This is a genomic window from Streptomyces sp. NPDC005303 (assembly GCF_040607335.1).
Lineage (GTDB): Bacteria > Actinomycetota > Actinomycetes > Streptomycetales > Streptomycetaceae > Streptomyces.
This window is the reverse complement of record NZ_JBEXGM010000011.1, coordinates 1-15,302: the sequence shown is the minus strand read 5'-3', so window position 1 is coordinate 15,302 and position 15,302 is coordinate 1. Positions and strand designations below refer to the sequence as shown.

Below are 15,302 nucleotides of genomic sequence, written 5' to 3'. Positions count from 1 at the left end.
TGCTCCCCCGGGCGTCCGTTAGCGTAGTGCTTCCGCGGCGCCGAAGGAGATAAGGGTACGTTGAGCAATTCTGCCGACTCTCCCCAGTCCGGATCCAGTCCTGTCCGCAGGCGGGGTTTCCGGCCGGTTCGGGTGCTCACGGTGGGTGTCTTCGCTCTCGCCGGACTCATTTTCTTCACGAGTTTCAACACGGCCAAGGGCACCGACATCCGCACGGACGCCTCCATGCTGAAGCTCTCGGACCTCATCCAGGAGCGCAGCCGCAACAACGGTGAGCTCGACGAGTCGAACGGCTCGCTGCGCCGGGACGTCGAGGCGCTCGCCGAGCGCGACGACGGCAGCACCAAGGCCGAAGACGACAAGCTCGCCGCCCTGGAGGACCGGGCGGGCACCCAGAAGATCAAGGGCAAGGCGGTCACGGTCACACTCGACGACGCCCCGCCGAATGCCACCGCCAAGCTCCCCGGCTACCCCGAGCCGCAGCCCGACTACCTGGTCATCCACCAGCAGGACCTGCAGGCCGTGGTCAACGCCCTGTGGAAGGGTGGCGCCCAGGGCATCAAGATCATGGACCAGCGGCTGATCTCCACCAGTGCCGTGCGCTGTGTCGGCAACACCCTGATCCTCCAGGGCCGCGTCTACTCGCCGCCGTACAAGATCCAGGCGGTAGGGGACCCCGGCAGGCTGAAGCAGGCGCTCGCGGACTCCAAGGCGATCCAGAACTACATGGTCTACGTCAACGTCTACGGTCTCGGCTGGAATGTCGCCGACGACGGCACGGTGACTCTTCCCGGCTACTCGGGCACAGTGGATCTGCAGTACGCCAAGCCCGTGGAGTGAGCACGGTGTGAGCCTCTGGAGCCGCCGGTGCGTGTCGTCGTCCGGATCGTCAGCGAGCTGTGCATCACCGCCGGCGCCCTGATCGTGCTGTTCGTCGCCTATGTGCTCTTCTGGACGGGTGTGAAGGCCGACACCGTCATGGACGACCAGATCGACCAGTTACAGAACCAGTGGGCCAAGGGGAGCGTCGGGCAGCCCAGGTCGACGGCCGGCGCGGCTGCCTCGACATCGCCGTCTCCCGCGGAGCCGGCGCCGTACCGCAGCGGGAAGCCCTTCGCGATCATGTACATCCCCCGGCTCGGTTTCACGTGGAACAAGCCCGTGCTCGAAGACACCGAGGTCGGCACGCTGAAGAAGGGCCTCGGGCACTACGCGAACACCGCGCGACTCGGGCAGCAGGGCAACTTCTCGGTCGCTGGTCACCGGCGCACCTACGGCGATCCCTTCAAGGACTTTCCGAGGCTGCGGCATGGTGACGCGGTCGTCCTGACCGACGGGACGACCTGGTTCACGTATCGGATCGACAAAGGGCCTTACAAAACCGTGCCCACCGACATTGAGGTGATCGATCCTGTGCCACGTAAATCCGGGTACAGGCGGCCTGGCCGCTATCTCACGCTGACCACGTGCGATCCGGAGTGGGGACACAGTCACCGGCTGATCGTCTGGGCACACCTGGACTCCACACAGCCTGTGGAGGACGGCAAGCCTGTCGCCCTGCGCCGTTAGTCTGGTGCGGTACGGCGTGTGTGTAGGTGCCGTGGTGCGACGGAAGGGACGGCATGTACGGCTGGATCTGGCGGCATCTGCCGGGGAACGCGTGGGTGAAGGCGCTGCTCTCGCTCATGCTGGTCGTTGCTGTGGTCTACGTCCTGTTCCAGTACGTGTTCCCGTGGGCCGAACCGCTGCTGCCCTTCAACGATGTGACGGTGGACAACCAGTGAGCGCGCGCATTCTCGTCGTCGACAACTACGACAGCTTCGTCTTCAACCTGGTCCAGTACCTGTATCAGCTGGGTGCGGAGTGCGAGGTGCTGCGCAACGACGAGGTGTCTACGGCGCACGCCCAGGACGGCTTCGACGGCGTCCTGCTCTCGCCCGGTCCCGGTACGCCTGAGGAGGCCGGGGTCTGCATCGAGATGGTGCGCCACTGCGCCGCGACCGGGGTGCCGGTCTTCGGCGTCTGCCTGGGTATGCAGTCGATGCAGGTGGCGTACGGCGGTGTCGTGGACCGTGCTCCCGAGTTGCTGCACGGCAAGACATCGCTGGTCGAGCACGAGGGCCGCGGGGTCTTCGCCGGGCTGCCCACTCCCTTCACGGCGACCCGGTACCACTCGCTGGCCGCCGAGCCGTCGACGGTCCCGGCCGAGCTGGAGGTCACCGCGCGGACGCACGACGGGATCGTCATGGGGCTCAGGCACCGTGAACTCCCGGTCGAGGGCGTGCAGTTCCACCCCGAGTCCGTGCTGACGGAGCACGGTCACCTGATGCTGGCCAACTGGCTGGTGGAGTGCGGCGATCAGGGCGCGGTGGCGAGGTCGGCGGGGCTCGCCCCGGTGGTGGGCAGGGCCACGGCGTGACGGCCCTGCGCCCCGAGCGCGAGGACTTGTACGGCGACGCGTCGTACGAGTCCTACGGCGGCGATCCCTACGCAGGGGGGCCCGTCGGCGCTTCTCCCTACGCCGAAGAGCGCCGCGTGGAGGAGCCGTACGTCGAGGAGTCGTACACCGAGGAGCCGTACACCGAGGAGTCGTTCGGCGGGGCGTCGGCGCCGTACGTGCCTCCGGCTGACGACGAGACGGTCGCGCTGCGGATCCCCGATCCACCGCCGCCCTCCATACCCGCTTCTGCGGCCTCTTCCGTCACATCCGCCACTGGATCCCCACAGGGCGGCCGTGCGGCCCGTAGAAAGGCAGCCAAGGGCCGTCATGGGCGGCATGGCGGTGTGGCCGCCCCCGAGCCGCAGCCGGAGCAGGAGTCGCCGGACGGCAAGCCGCTCTCGCGTGTCGAGGCCCGCAAGGCGGCCAAGGCGCGCAAACCCGGCCCGGCCGTCGTCGCGAGCCGGGCGATCGGCGAGGTGTTCATCACCACCGGCGTGCTGATGCTGCTGTTCGTCAGCTACCAGTTGTGGTGGACCAACGTCCGGGCGCACGCGCAGGCGGACAAGGAGGCGAGCAGCCTCCAGAACGACTGGGCGAGCGGGAAGGGCGCTCCGGGCACCTTCGAGCCGGGCCAGGGTTTCGCTCTGCTGCACATCCCCAAGCTGGACGTGGTGGTGCCGATAGCCGAGGGCGTCAGCAACAAGAAGGTCCTCGACAAGGGCATGGTCGGGCACTACGGCGAGGGCGCGCTGAAGACGGCGATGCCCGACGCCAAGGCCGGCAACTTCGCGCTGGCCGGGCACCGCAACACGCACGGCGAGCCCTTCCGTTACATCAACAAGCTCTCGCCGGGTGACGCGATCGTCGTCGAGACGCAGGACGAGTACTACGTCTACAAGATGACCTCGACGCTGCCGGTGACGTCTCCGAGCAACACGAGCGTGATCGACCCCATCCCCAAGGGATCCGGCTTCACCTCGGCCGGCCGCTACATCACGCTCACCACCTGCACGCCTGAGTTCACCAGCAAGTACCGGTTGATCGTCTGGGGCAAGATGGTCGAGGAACGGCCGCGCAGCAAGGGCAAGCCGGATGCGCTCGTCCAGTAAGGGCAGATGACCAGTGGCAGCGACCACAGAGCAAGAGCAGCACACCGGCAGCCCCGCGCCGCGTCGCCGCGGCACCGGCCGGATCGCCATGGCGGTCAGCGTCTTCGGTGAACTCCTCATCACGGCAGGCCTGGTGCTGGGCCTGTTCGTCGTCTACTCGCTGTGGTGGACGAACGTCGTCGCCGACCGCGCGGCTGACAAACAGGCCGACAAGGTGCGCGACGCCTGGACCGAGAGGACCACCGGCGGCCCCGGCGCGCTGGACACCAAGAACGGCATCGGCTTCCTGCACGTCCCCGCGATGAAGAACGGCGAGGTCCTGGTCGAGAAGGGCACCTCGACGAAGATCCTCAACGACGGTGTCGCCGGCTACTACACGGACCCGGTCAAGGCCACGCTCCCCACCAGCGGCAAGACCGGCAACTTCTCCCTCGCGGCCCACCGCGACGGCCACGGGGCGAAGTTCCACAACATCGACAAGGTCGAGAAGGGCGATCCGATCGTCTTCGAGACCAAGGACGAGTGGTACGTCTACAAGGTCTTCGCCGTCCTGCCCGAGACCTCGAAGTACAACGTCAAGGTCCTCGGCCAGATCCCCGCGGAGTCCGGCAAGAAGAAGGCCGGCCACTACATCACCCTGACGACGTGCACGCCGGTGTACACGTCGCGGTACCGGTATGTGGTGTGGGGGGAGTTGGTCCGCACGGAGAAGGTGGACAGCGAGCGGACGTTGCCGAAGGAACTGACCTAGCACGGAGAAGGCCCGTAGCCGCAAGTTGCTCTTGCGGCCACGGGCCTCTGTGCGCCTCCAGACGAGAAGAGCCGGACCCCGCACGGGGTCCGGCTCTTCCTTCGTGCTGGGGTGCAGGCGGGGGTCAGCCTCCGGCGCCTCCGAAGATGCCTCCGCCGTTGTTGCCGCCGTTGTTGTTGCCCCCGTTGCCGAAGCTCACGGTGGTCAGGTTGATCTGGGTCTGGCCCGGGTCGTCGACCTCGTTGCCGCCGCCCGGGTCCTGCTGGGCGACGACCGCGGTGTCGCTCTGGTCGCTGCCGTTCGCGAACTGGATGTTCGTGAAGCCGGCGTTGTTGAGGATCTGCCTGGCCTGGGCGACCGTGCGGCCCCTGACGTCCGGGACCTCGGTCTTGTCCTTCGGCTTGCCGATCTGGATGTTGACCGACGAGCCCTTGTCGGCCTGGGCGCCGGCCGACGGCGTGGTCGAGATGACCTTGCCGATCTGGTTGGTGTCGTCGGTCTCCACCTCGGTGCAGTTGCCGACGAGGTTGTTCGCCTGCATCTGTGCCTTGGCGTCGTCACAGGAGCGGTCGATGACGTCCGGGACCGTGGACTTCTCCTCGGCCTTGGCGATGGTGAGGGTGATGTCGGACCCCTTCTCCACCTCCGCACCCAGCGGCGGGTCCTGCTCCAGCACGGTGCCCGCCTGTTCGGTGGACACCTTCTGCTTGGTCTTGACGACGAACTGGTACTTGTCGCCCTCCAGCGTCTCCGTGGCCTTGTCGACGTCCTGACCGAGGACGCTGGGGACGGCCACCTTGGGTGCCCCGGTGGAGATCACGATGCTGACGGTGGAGTTCTTGTCGACCTTGGTTCCCTGGGCTGGGTCCTGCTCACAGACCTTGCCCGTACTTTGGTCTTCGCAGGCCTTCTTGGTGACGGTACCCAGCTTGAGATCGCTGTTGGTCAGAAGGTTCTCCGCGTCGGCCCGTGACTGGCTGACCAGGTTCGGTACGGGCACCGTGTCGTTGGCCGCACCGCCGCCGCTGAAGATCCACTTGCCGATGAGGATCGCGCCGACGAGCACCAGGACGCCCGCCACCACCAGCAGGATCGTCGAGGTGTTCGACTTCTTCTGGCGGCGTCGGTCGGGGCGGTCGTCGAAGCCGTAGCCGCCGTCGTCCGGGTTCATCGGCGGCAGCATGGTGGTGGCGCCCGCGTCGGAGCGCAGGGCCGTGGTCGGCTGGTCGTCGGGGTAGCCGCCGTAGCCCACCGAGCCCATCGCCGCGGTGGCCGCGACCGGCTGGCCGTCGAGGCAGGCCTCGATGTCGGCGCGCATCTCGTCGGCCGACTGGTAGCGGTAGTTCGGGTCCTTGACCAGGGCCCTGAGGACGATGGCGTCCATCTCGGGCGTGATCTCGGGGTCGAAGACCGACGGGGGCTGCGCCTCCTCGCGTACGTGCTGGTACGCGACGGCCACCGGGGAGTCGCCCACGAAGGGCGGCCGGACCGTCAGCAGCTCGTAGAGGAGACAGCCGGTGGAGTAGAGGTCCGACCTCGCGTCGACCTGCTCGCCCTTGGCCTGCTCCGGAGAGAGGTACTGGGCGGTGCCGATGACCGCGGAGGTCTGCGTCATGGTCATGCCGGAGTCGCCCATGGCGCGGGCGATGCCGAAGTCCATGACCTTGACCTGGCCGTTGCGCGTGAGCATGACGTTGGCCGGCTTGATGTCCCGGTGGACGATCCCGCTCCGGTGGGAGTACTCCAGCGCCTGGAGGATCCCGATGGTCATCTCCAGGGAGCGCTCCGGCAGCAGCTTGCGGCCGCTGTGCAGGAGTTCGCGGAGCGTGGAGCCGTCGACGTACTCCATGACGATGTACGGGATCGAGACCCCGTCGATGTAGTCCTCGCCCGTGTCGTAGACCGCCACGATCGCGGGATGGTTGAGCGAGGCGGCCGACTGGGCCTCCCGGCGGAACCGGGCCTGGAAGGACGGGTCGCGCGCGAGGTCCGCGCGCAGCGTCTTCACCGCCACGGTGCGGCCGAGGCGCGTGTCCATGGCGAGGTAGACCTCCGCCATGCCACCACGGCCGAGCACCTGGCCCAGCTCGTACCGGCCGCCGAGGCGACGCGGCTCTTCCATAGCTTCCTACCAGCCCTCTCCGTCGGTCCCGACCGGCACGTGTGTGCGGTCGGAGGCTGCACTCCGGGCCTACCGTACCCGGCTAGCTTTGTGTGACCTGGCCAAGTGCGTCACCCGATACAGGACCGGTATCGCAACGTGCATCGATGTGGAGGTGACGTGATCGGGGTCACTTCTTGGAGTCGATGACCGCCTCCATGACGCTCTTGGCGATGGGCGCCGCGAGACCGCTGCCGGAGATGTTCTCGCGGACCGCCTTGTCGTCCTGGACGACGACGGCGACGGCGACCGGCGCGCTGTCGCCGACCTTGGCGTACGAGATGAACCAGGCGTAGGGGTTCTTGCTGTTGTTCTCGCCGTGCTGGGCGGTACCGGTCTTGCCGCCGACGGTGACGCCGTCGATCTGGGCCGTGGTGCCGGTGCCCTTCTGGACGACGGTCTCCATCATCGACTGGAGGATCTGGGCGTTCTCCGCGGACAGCGGCTCGCTCATCTTCTCCGGCTCGGTCTTCTCCAGGGTGTCCAGGTTCGGGGCCTGGAGGGAGTCGACCATGTACGGCTTCATCAGGGTGCCGTTGTTGGCGACGGCCGAGGCGACCATGGCCATCTGGAGCGGGGTCGCGGCGGTGTTGTACTGGCCGATGGAGGACAGCGCGGTCTGCGAGGGGTTCATGTCGTCGGAGAAGACCGGTGCGCTGGAGCGGACCGGAGTGAACTGCTCCTCGGTGAAGCCGAACTTCTTGGCTTCCTCGAGCATCTTGTCGTTGCCGAGGTCGGAGCCGACCTTGCCGAAGACGGTGTTGCACGAGTACTGCAGCGCGACCCGCAGGGTGGCGTTCTTGCAGGGGATGCTGCCCTCGTTCTTCAGCTGGGTCGTGGTCCCGGGCATCGTCCAGGGCAGCGGTGAGTCGGTCTTCTCGTCGGCCGTCTTGTACAGGCCGTTCTGCAGTGCCGCGGCCGCGGTGACGACCTTGAAGGTGGAGCCGGGCGGGTAGACCTCGCGCAGCGCCCGGTTCAGCATCGGGTCGTCGGGGTTGCTCTTCTTGTCGAGCTTCTTCCACGCCTCCGCGTCGGAGTCGCTGCCACCGGCGATCGTCGAGGGGTCGTACGACGGGTACGAGGCCAGCGCCAGGATCTTGCCGGTGGACGGCTCGATGGCGGCGACCGCTCCCTTGGCGCCCCGCTTCTTCAGACCGTCGTAGGCGGCCTTCTGCGCGGCGGCGCTGAGGGTGGTGACGACGTTGCCGCCCTCCTTCGGCTTGCCGGTGAGCATGTCGAGGGTGTTGCGGAAGAAGAGCCGGTCGTCGTTGCCGGTGAGGATGCCGTCCTCGAGGGACTCCAGCTGGGTGGCGCCGTAGGACTGCGAGACGAAGCCCGTGACCGGCGCCCACATCGCGCCGTCCTTGTAGGTGCGCTTGTACTTGAAGTCGCCCGACGTGGTCTCCGCGTGCCCGGTGATCGACTTGCCGTCGACGATGATGTCGCCGCGGGGCGTGGCGTACCGCGCGATCAGCACCCGGCGGTTGGCCGGGTCCTCGCGGAGGCTGTCGGCCTTGACGTACTGGAGCCAGTTGTCGCGGATGAGCAGGGCCAGGACCAGGAGACCGCAGAAGAGCGCGATCCGGCGCAGGGGCTTGTTCATGACGGGCGGACCACCTGGGTCATCTCGGCGTCGGGGCTGGGGGCGGGGGCGGGCGCCGGGCGGCGTGCGGTGTCGCTGATTCTGATCAGGATGCCGATGAGGGCCCAGTTGGCGATGACGGAGGAGCCGCCGTACGCGAGGAAGGGCATCGTCATACCGGTCAGGGGGATCAGGCCCATCACACCGCCGGCCACCACGAAGACCTGGAGCGCGAAGGCGCCGGACAGGCCGATGGCGAGCAGCTTGCCGAAGGGGTCGCGGGCGGCGAGGGCGGTGCGGACACCGCGCTCCACGATCAGGCCGTAGATGAGCAGGATCGCCATGATGCCGGCGAGGCCCAGTTCCTCGCCGAAGGTGGCGAGGATGAAGTCGGAGTTGGCGGCGAAGCGGATCAGCTCGGAGTGGCCCTGGCCCCAGCCGGTGCCGAGGGTGCCGCCGGAACCGAAGGCCCACAGGGCCTGCATGGACTGCTCGGAGTGGCCGACGACGTTCTGCCGGGAGAGCGTGTACTCCTTCATCGGGTCGAGCCAGGCCTGGACGCGCTGCTGGACGTGCGGTTCGAAGCTGGCCACGCCGACGGCGCCGGCCGCGGACATCAGCAGACCGAAGAAGATCCAGCTGGTCCGCTCGGTGGCGACGTACAGCATGACGATGAACATGCCGAAGAACAGCAGCGAGGTACCGAGGTCGGTCTCGAACACCAGGATGAGGATCGAGATCATCCAGACGACGATGATCGGGCCGAGGTCGCGGCCGCGCGGCAGGTACAGGCCCATGAAGCGGCGGCTGGCGAGGGCGAGCGCGTCGCGCTTCACCATCAGGTAGCCGGCGAAGAAGATCGCCAGGACGATCTTGGCGAACTCTCCGGGCTGGATGGTGAAGCTGCCGACCTGGATCCAGATCTTGGCGCCGTAGGTGATGTTGGCGCCGAGGCCCGGGACCAGCGGGAGGAGCAGCAGGACCAGTGCGCCGACCATGGAGATGTAGGTGTAGCGCTGCAGGACCCGGTGGTCCTTGAGGAAGACCAGGACGACGGCGAACAGGGCGATGCCCATCGCCGTGTAGATCAGCTGGTTGGTGGCCTTGCCGCCGGCCTGGCCGATCTGCTGCAGCAGCTTGGACTGGTCGAGGCGCCAGATCGCGACGAGTCCGAGGCCGTTGAGCAGGGTGGCCAGCGGCAGCATCAGCGGGTCCGCGTACGGGGCGAACTTTCGTACGGCGAGATGGGCGACGCCGGCCAGCAGACCGAGGCCCAGGCCGTAGCTCAGCAGCCCGGTCGGGACCTGGTCGTCGATGGCCAGGCCCACGTTGGCGTAGGCGAAGACCGGGATGAGGACGGCGAACACCAGCAGCGCCAGCTCGGTGTTGCGACGGCTCGGAGCGCCGATCGCGCCGATCGTGGACGTGTGGTGCGTCGACGTGTTCGAAGTACTGCTGCTCATCGTGTGCCAGGGCCTCTCACGGCTTGCCTACTGCGTTCCGCAGTTCCCGACGACCTGCTTCTCCTCGTCCGAGAGGGTGGGGCCGGGGGTGGGAGTGGGCTTCGGGGATGCGGAAGCGCTCGGGGACGGGGAGGTCGTGCTCGTCGGGGTCGGTGTGGCCTTTGACGTCAGGGAGGACCGAGTGGTTCCCGTGGTGCCGCCGGCCTCGCCCTCGCCAGTCTTGGAGTTCTTGTTGCTCTCCGTGGCCTGAGCCTCGGCCTGCTTCTTGCACGCGGAGGCCTGGACGCCCAGTTCGTCGATCTTCTTCTGGGCCGTCTTCAGGTCGCCCTCGGCGATGGTGCCCTCGACCGACTTCTGCTGGTACGGCGGCAGGTACTTGAGTTCGATCTCGGGGTGGTCCTTGGACACCTTCGAGAGCGAGACCCACGCCAGGTCCTGGCTGATGCCCCGGTACAGCGCGACGTGCTCGCCGTTGGTGCCGACGTAGTACTGGGTCTGCGTCCAGCGCCAGCCGCCGTACAGGCCGCCGCCGATGACGGCGAGCGCGAGGACCGAGTAGAAGGATCTCTTCAGCCACTTGCGGCTCTTGCGAGGCTTGACGAAGTCGTCGTCGGAGTAGTCGCCGAAGCTGCCCGCGGGGATGTAGCCGGTGGTGTCGGAGGGGTTGGACGGCCCGAAGTCGCCGCCCCCGCCCTGCCCGTGGCCCTGGCGGCCGAGCCCGGAGGCGCGGCCCGCGGGGGTCTGCATGATGCCGTTGTCGTGCAGCTGGTGCTGGTTCTCGGCGACCGCGCCGACCACGACCGGGGTGTCGGAGAGCTGCCCGGCGAGGGTGTCCCCGGTGTCCAGGTCCAGGACGTCGGCCACGATGACCGTGATGTTGTCAGGGCCGCCACCGCGCAGTGCGAGCTGGATGAGCTCCTGCACGGTCTCCTGGGGGCCCTGATAGCTGGCGAGGGTGTCTTCCAGGGTCTGGTGGGAGACCACGCCGGAGAGGCCGTCGGAGCAGATCAGGTAGCGGTCGCCGGCGCGGACCTCGCGGATGGAGAGGTCGGGCTCGACGTGTTCGCCGCTGCCCAACGCTCGCATCAGCAGGGAGCGTTGGGGGTGGGTGGTGGCCTCTTCCTCGGTGATGCGGCCCTCGTCGACCAGGCGCTGCACCCAGGTGTGGTCCTGCGTGATCTGCGTGAGGACACCGTCGCGCAGCAGGTACGCGCGCGAGTCGCCGACGTGCACGAGGCCGAGCCGCTGGCCCGTCCACAGCAGGGCGGTCAGTGTGGTCCCCATGCCTTCGAGCTGGGGGTCGTCCTCGACCATGGAGCGCAGCTGGTCGTTGGCGCGCTGGACGGCCACGCCGAGCGAGGTGAGGACGTCGGAGCCGGGGACGTCGTCGTCGAGGGCGACGATGGTGGAGATGGCCTCGGAGGAGGCGACCTCGCCGGCGGCGGCGCCGCCCATGCCGTCGGCGATGGCGAGCAGGCGGGGCCCGGCGTATCCGGAGTCCTCGTTGCCCTCCCGGATCATGCCTTTGTGCGATCCGGCGGCGAAGCGCAGTGACAGACTCATGCGCACCTCGCCTGTCGGCTCCGGGTACATCCGCACGGTGCCCACCCTCCGGTCGGGAGCGCGCCGGGGCCCGGGGTGGGGGCCCACACCGCGTGCTCGCTCCGCTCGCGCCTATTCATGATGTAGCACTACTTCCGCAGCTCGATGACGGTCTTGCCGATGCGGATCGCCGCGCCCAGCGGAATCGGTGTCGGGGTCGTCAGCCGCGATCGGTCGAGATACGTGCCGTTCGTCGAGCCCAGGTCCTCGACGATCCAGTTGCCGTCGCGGTCCGGGTAGATCCTGGCATGGCGGCTGGAGGCGTAGTCGTCGTCCAGCACGATGGTGCTGTCGTGTGCCCGGCCCAGCGTGATGGTCTGCCCCTGCAGCGCGACGGTGGTGCCGGTGAGGGTGCCCTCGGACACGACGAGCTTGGTGGGGGCGTTACGGCGCTGGCGGCCCCCGGCGGCCGGCTGCTGGCGCTGCTGCGGGGGCGCCTGCCGTTGGGACTGCTGGGCCCGCCCGGCTTCCCGGCGCGAGCCGCGCTGGGTGACGCGCGTACCGAACAGGTCGCTGCGGATGACCTGCACGGCCACGATCACGAACAGCCACAGTACGGCCAGGAAACCCAGCCGCATGACCGTGAGGGTCAGCTCTGACATTGCCCCCGCTTCACCCTTCGGCTTGCCGGTAAATGATGGTGGTACTGCCCACGACGATCCGCGAGCCGTCGCGGAGCGTAGCGCGGGTGGTGTGCTGCCCGTCCACCACGATGCCGTTGGTGGACCCGAGATCCTGGATCGTCGAGGGCGTTCCGGTCCGGATCTCACAGTGCCGGCGCGAGACGCCGGGGTCGTCGATCCGCACGTCGGCTTCGGTGCTGCGGCCCAGCACCAGCGTGGCGCGGGAGATCTGATGGCGGGTGCCGTTGATCTCGATCCAGTGGCGGGTACGGGAGCCCGGCGCGGGCGCGCCGACCGGGCCGCCGGCGCCGGGGCGCTGGGCCTGGGCCGGCTGCGGATAGCCGTAGCCGCCGGGGGCGCCGCGACCGGGTGGCGGGGCGGCCGGCATGGGCGGGGCGCCCGCCGGAGCGGCCGGCGGGTAGCCGTAGCCGGCTCCCGGGCCCGGTGCGCCGCCCCGGCCGGCCGGAGCCGCGGGTCCGGGGGCCTGCTGGTTGGTGGAGGAGGCGAGCGTACGGCTGCGCACCCGGTACAGACCGGTGTCGAGGTCGTCCGCCTTCTCCAGATTGACCTTGATCGGGCCCATGAAGGTGTAGCGCTGCTGCTTGGCGTAGTCGCTCACCATGCCGGCGAGCTCGTCGCCGAGCTGGCCCGAGTAGGGGCTGAGCCGCTCGAAGTCCGGCGTGCTCAGCTCCACGATGAAGTCATTGGGTACGACCGTGCGGTCGCGGTTCCAGATGGTCGCGTTGTTGTCGCACTCCCGCTGGAGCGCGCCCGCGATCTCCACGGGCTGGACCTCGGACTTGAACACCTTGGCGAAGGTGCCGTTGACCAGACCTTCGAGACGCTGCTCGAACTTCTTCAGGACTCCCATGAGGCACCTCCTCCGTCCTTGCCGTCCTGGGTACTGCGCCGGCTGCTGCTTACCTGGTACTGCTTACTGATCGTATCCACGCGCCGGTGAATCGGGTGGTTCCCCCTGTCGGCACGGTCGACGGGTGTCGACGCCTCCGAAGTTCCCTGTGGAGCTCCACTTCGAACTCCGCTGTCCAACTCCTCTGTCAAGGATCGTAGAGGCGGCCGCAGACCAGTGTCCCGCACCTGGCTGTGGACCCCTACCTGTCCTGGGGAGACGGGTGCTACCGGTACGAGGTTGATACGTGAACCAGCACAAGTTGATACGTGCACCGGCGCAGGTCGATAAGTGCCCGTCGGAACCCCGGTTCGGGGGGCCGCTTCCCAAGCCGCTGGTGGGCGGCTGCCCGCGGATATGGGATGTGAACCCACCCTCTCCAGCGTGCTAATGTTCTGCGTGTCGGAAGGCGCCGCACCGCAAGGCGAGGGGCCCGAGGACACACCCAATGCGCGGGTGGCGGAATAGGCAGACGCGCTGGATTCAGGTTCCAGTGCCCGAAAGGGCGTGGGGGTTCAACTCCCCCCTCGCGCACCATGAAGAACCGACGGAACGGGTCTTCACCAGTGACGAAAGTCACCGGTGGGGGCCCGTTCCTCGTTGTCGTGACAGGGCCCCGGCGGTGAGGTATCTCACGGCCGACCCGAACCCCCAGCCGGGAGAGCGAACAGTGACCGTGCATGTCATTGAGATCGCCCTGACCCGCACCGTCGACGCCGCCGAGCTCAAGGCCGCACAGCAGGAGAGCGACCTGCTGATGGCGGCTGCGGGAGATCGGAAACGGCTCGTGGTGCTGGTGACCGCCTAGAACGAACGCAGAGCGTGAGAAAGATCTGGAGACGATTGGAGGACGCACTCTCCATCGATGTGCTCTGCACCCTCTTTCCGGGGTCCGACGGAAGTACCTCACGAGCATCCCCATGAGTGAGGAGGTTCAGGAGCGGATCCAGAGGTTGGCGGCAGCGGAGCGGCAGACTCCCGAGGAGTACTTGGAGCAGGCGATCTCTCAGGCGCTTGCTCGCGACCGTTCAATCCACAGAGCACAGTTGGAGTGCCGACTCAGCGAACTGCTACACCTACAGCGCTGTGGAGATCACCGGAGCTGCGGCGCACCACACGGCCTGTGTCGGTGTCAGGCTCGTGCCCGGCTGAGCCGAAGCGCGGTGGCCGATGGTGCCGTCGCGCCGCCTTGTCAGCCCCCACAACCCAGATGATCCAGTCGTACACACCTCACGGCCAGGGATCAGAAACGCCTGATGGAGCCAGGGGCAGGCTCTGGCGGCGTCCGAAGCCCGCGACGGTGATCCGGATCAAGGGCAGGAACTTACGCGTTCGCGTCGCGGAGCGTGCGCAGGATGCGCCCGAGGTGGCGGCGGTCCTCGGCTGAGAGTGGTCCGGCGAGGTGGTTGCGCAGGTGGGAGACGTGGGCGGTCAGTGCGTGGTCGAGCGCCTGACCGCCCTTGTCGGTCAGTACGGCGAGTGCGGCTCGTCGGTCGGCAGGATCGGGGTCGCGGCGGATGAGTCCTTCCTTTTCCATGCGGTCGGCGAGCCGGGTGAAGCCGCCCGAGCTGAAGGACACGGCCTCTGCGAGGTCCGTCATGCGGAGCTGGTGGCCGGGGGTGCGGCCCAGTCGCAGCAGCACTTCGAACCAGGTGTGCGGTATCTCGAGATCGCGGTTCACCAGGGGCTTGATACGGCTGTGGGCCTCCACGAAGAGACCGAAGAGTGTCACGTCGTCGTCGTTCAGCAGTTGCTCGTTCACTCCTCAAGGATGACAGAAGGGCGTGTGCGGAAGAATCTGCCGTTGCAATATCTGTTGTGGCAGATATATTGTCTGCGTTGGCAGATACTTCGCCGTGTCCACCCCACAGATGTGGAGTCCGTCCCATGGGAAAGCGCGTCCTGGCCGCCTTCGGCGTCGTAGCTCCCATGGACGACGTCCTCGCGTCCGGCCTGTCCGCGGCGCGCCCACTTCGGCCGACGCCGCCACCTCCTCCACCGCCGAGCGGACCGGCTCTGACAAGGAGGCCCAGTTGCGGGCGCTGTACCGGCGGGCCGTGGCCGAAGGCGGCCGGCACGTCGTCTTCACCGGTGGTGACAGGTCCGGGCAGGACGACTGCCTCAAGAACGCGTTCGAGAAGAAGCCGCGCTGCCCTCGACCGTTACAAGGCCCGCCTCAGCCTCTACATCGCCGATGTACACGGCGCCGACTCGCCCGACCCCACGTCCTCAGCCTCCACCCGATCGACCAGCCGGGCACTCAAGGTTGAACCCCTGCTCGCCACGGGCTGCCCACCTCGATCCGGTTCACGTCGTACACCTCGCCGCGAGGCGATTTCTCCGACCGTCACCCTTCACCCGAGGAAGCACGCATGAGCACTCTCTCCTTCAAAGTCCTCGATCTCGACTTCCCGGCCGGATCCAGGAACAAGACGGCCACCCTCGTCACCGGCGAGAGCGAGGCCCTGCTGGTGGACGCGGCCTTCACCCGCGCCGACGGACACCGTCTGGTCGCCGAGATCCTCGACTCCGGCAAGACGCTGACCACCGTCTTCGTCTCCCACGGCGACCCCGACTTCTACTTCGGCGCCGAGGTGATCGCCGACGCCTTCCCCGAGGCGAAGTTCGTCGCCACCCCGATCGTCATCGAGCACATCCAGC

General features: G+C 67.8%; 15 protein-coding genes and 1 tRNA gene. 9 read left to right on the top strand and 7 right to left on the bottom strand.

Annotated features, from left to right (window positions below):
- Positions 1-60: 60 nt before the first annotated feature.
- Genes ABZT93_RS17910 through ABZT93_RS17885 form a run of 6 tightly spaced genes read left to right on the top strand, consistent with a single transcriptional unit; the run spans position 61 to position 4,300 of the window.
- The gene (locus tag ABZT93_RS17910; RefSeq protein WP_356105420.1) at positions 61-840 is read left to right on the top strand and encodes a DUF881 domain-containing protein; all 780 of its coding nucleotides are present in this window, start codon (positions 61-63) and stop codon (positions 838-840) included.
- A 27-nt stretch (positions 841-867) separates the two neighbouring features.
- Positions 868-1,569 (top strand): class E sortase, encoded by a 702-nt coding sequence (locus ABZT93_RS17905; protein WP_356105417.1) that lies wholly within the window; start codon positions 868-870, stop codon positions 1,567-1,569.
- 53 nt (positions 1,570-1,622) lie between these two features.
- Positions 1,623-1,784, top strand: coding sequence for a hypothetical protein (locus ABZT93_RS17900; protein ID WP_155057297.1), 162 nt, complete (start codon positions 1,623-1,625; stop codon positions 1,782-1,784).
- Positions 1,781-2,419, top strand: a complete 639-nt coding sequence (locus ABZT93_RS17895) for an aminodeoxychorismate/anthranilate synthase component II (RefSeq protein WP_356105415.1) — start codon at positions 1,781-1,783, stop codon at positions 2,417-2,419. The genes ABZT93_RS17900 and ABZT93_RS17895 overlap by 4 nt, the downstream gene beginning before the upstream one ends.
- Positions 2,416-3,549 (top strand): class E sortase, encoded by a 1,134-nt coding sequence (locus ABZT93_RS17890; RefSeq protein WP_356105412.1) that lies wholly within the window; start codon positions 2,416-2,418, stop codon positions 3,547-3,549. Before ABZT93_RS17895 ends, ABZT93_RS17890 begins: the two co-directional genes overlap by 4 nt.
- Before the next feature lie 13 nt (positions 3,550-3,562).
- On the top strand, positions 3,563-4,300 hold the full coding sequence (locus ABZT93_RS17885) for a class E sortase (RefSeq protein WP_356105409.1): 738 nt from the start codon (positions 3,563-3,565) through the stop codon (positions 4,298-4,300).
- A 124-nt stretch (positions 4,301-4,424) separates the two neighbouring features.
- On the opposite strand, the gene pknB is transcribed toward ABZT93_RS17885, so the two are convergent.
- The 6 genes from pknB to ABZT93_RS17855 all read right to left on the bottom strand — a co-directional run bounded on the left by pknB (position 4,425) and on the right by ABZT93_RS17855 (position 12,602).
- Positions 4,425-6,422: a Stk1 family PASTA domain-containing Ser/Thr kinase gene (gene pknB, locus ABZT93_RS17880; RefSeq protein ID WP_356105406.1), complete on the bottom strand. Its 1,998-nt coding sequence runs from the start codon at positions 6,420-6,422 to the stop codon at positions 4,425-4,427.
- Between the two features lie 169 nt (positions 6,423-6,591).
- A complete protein-coding gene (locus ABZT93_RS17875; RefSeq protein WP_356105403.1) occupies positions 6,592-8,064 on the bottom strand; it encodes a penicillin-binding protein 2 in 1,473 nt (490 codons plus the stop codon).
- Positions 8,061-9,506 carry an FtsW/RodA/SpoVE family cell cycle protein gene (locus tag ABZT93_RS17870; RefSeq protein ID WP_356105401.1) on the bottom strand — a complete coding sequence of 482 codons (1,446 nt, stop codon included), beginning with the start codon at positions 9,504-9,506 and terminating at the stop codon, positions 8,061-8,063. The genes ABZT93_RS17875 and ABZT93_RS17870 overlap by 4 nt, the downstream gene beginning before the upstream one ends.
- Positions 9,507-9,533: 27 nt before the next feature.
- Complete coding sequence (locus ABZT93_RS17865) at positions 9,534-11,099, bottom strand: Stp1/IreP family PP2C-type Ser/Thr phosphatase (protein WP_356105747.1); 1,566 nt, start codon at positions 11,097-11,099, stop codon at positions 9,534-9,536.
- A 98-nt stretch (positions 11,100-11,197) separates the two neighbouring features.
- On the bottom strand, positions 11,198-11,710 hold the full coding sequence (locus ABZT93_RS17860; RefSeq protein ID WP_356105398.1) for an FHA domain-containing protein: 513 nt from the start codon (positions 11,708-11,710) through the stop codon (positions 11,198-11,200).
- Positions 11,711-11,720: 10 nt separating this feature from the next.
- Complete coding sequence (locus ABZT93_RS17855; RefSeq protein ID WP_356105395.1) at positions 11,721-12,602, bottom strand: DUF3662 and FHA domain-containing protein; 882 nt, start codon at positions 12,600-12,602, stop codon at positions 11,721-11,723.
- A gap of 489 nt (positions 12,603-13,091) precedes the next feature.
- Between ABZT93_RS17855 and ABZT93_RS17850 the strand changes: the two genes are divergently transcribed.
- A tRNA-Leu gene (locus ABZT93_RS17850) sits at positions 13,092-13,178 on the top strand.
- A 133-nt stretch (positions 13,179-13,311) separates the two neighbouring features.
- Complete coding sequence (locus ABZT93_RS17845) at positions 13,312-13,449, top strand: hypothetical protein (RefSeq protein WP_356105392.1); 138 nt, start codon at positions 13,312-13,314, stop codon at positions 13,447-13,449.
- 516 nt (positions 13,450-13,965) lie between these two features.
- On the opposite strand, the gene ABZT93_RS17840 is transcribed toward ABZT93_RS17845, so the two are convergent.
- Positions 13,966-14,403, bottom strand: coding sequence for a MarR family transcriptional regulator (locus ABZT93_RS17840; RefSeq protein ID WP_356105389.1), 438 nt, complete (start codon positions 14,401-14,403; stop codon positions 13,966-13,968).
- A 610-nt stretch (positions 14,404-15,013) separates the two neighbouring features.
- On the opposite strand from ABZT93_RS17840, the gene ABZT93_RS17835 reads away from it, so the two are divergent.
- Positions 15,014-15,302, top strand: a 289-nt coding sequence (locus ABZT93_RS17835; protein WP_356105386.1) for an MBL fold metallo-hydrolase, incomplete at its 3' end; no start/stop codon positions are given.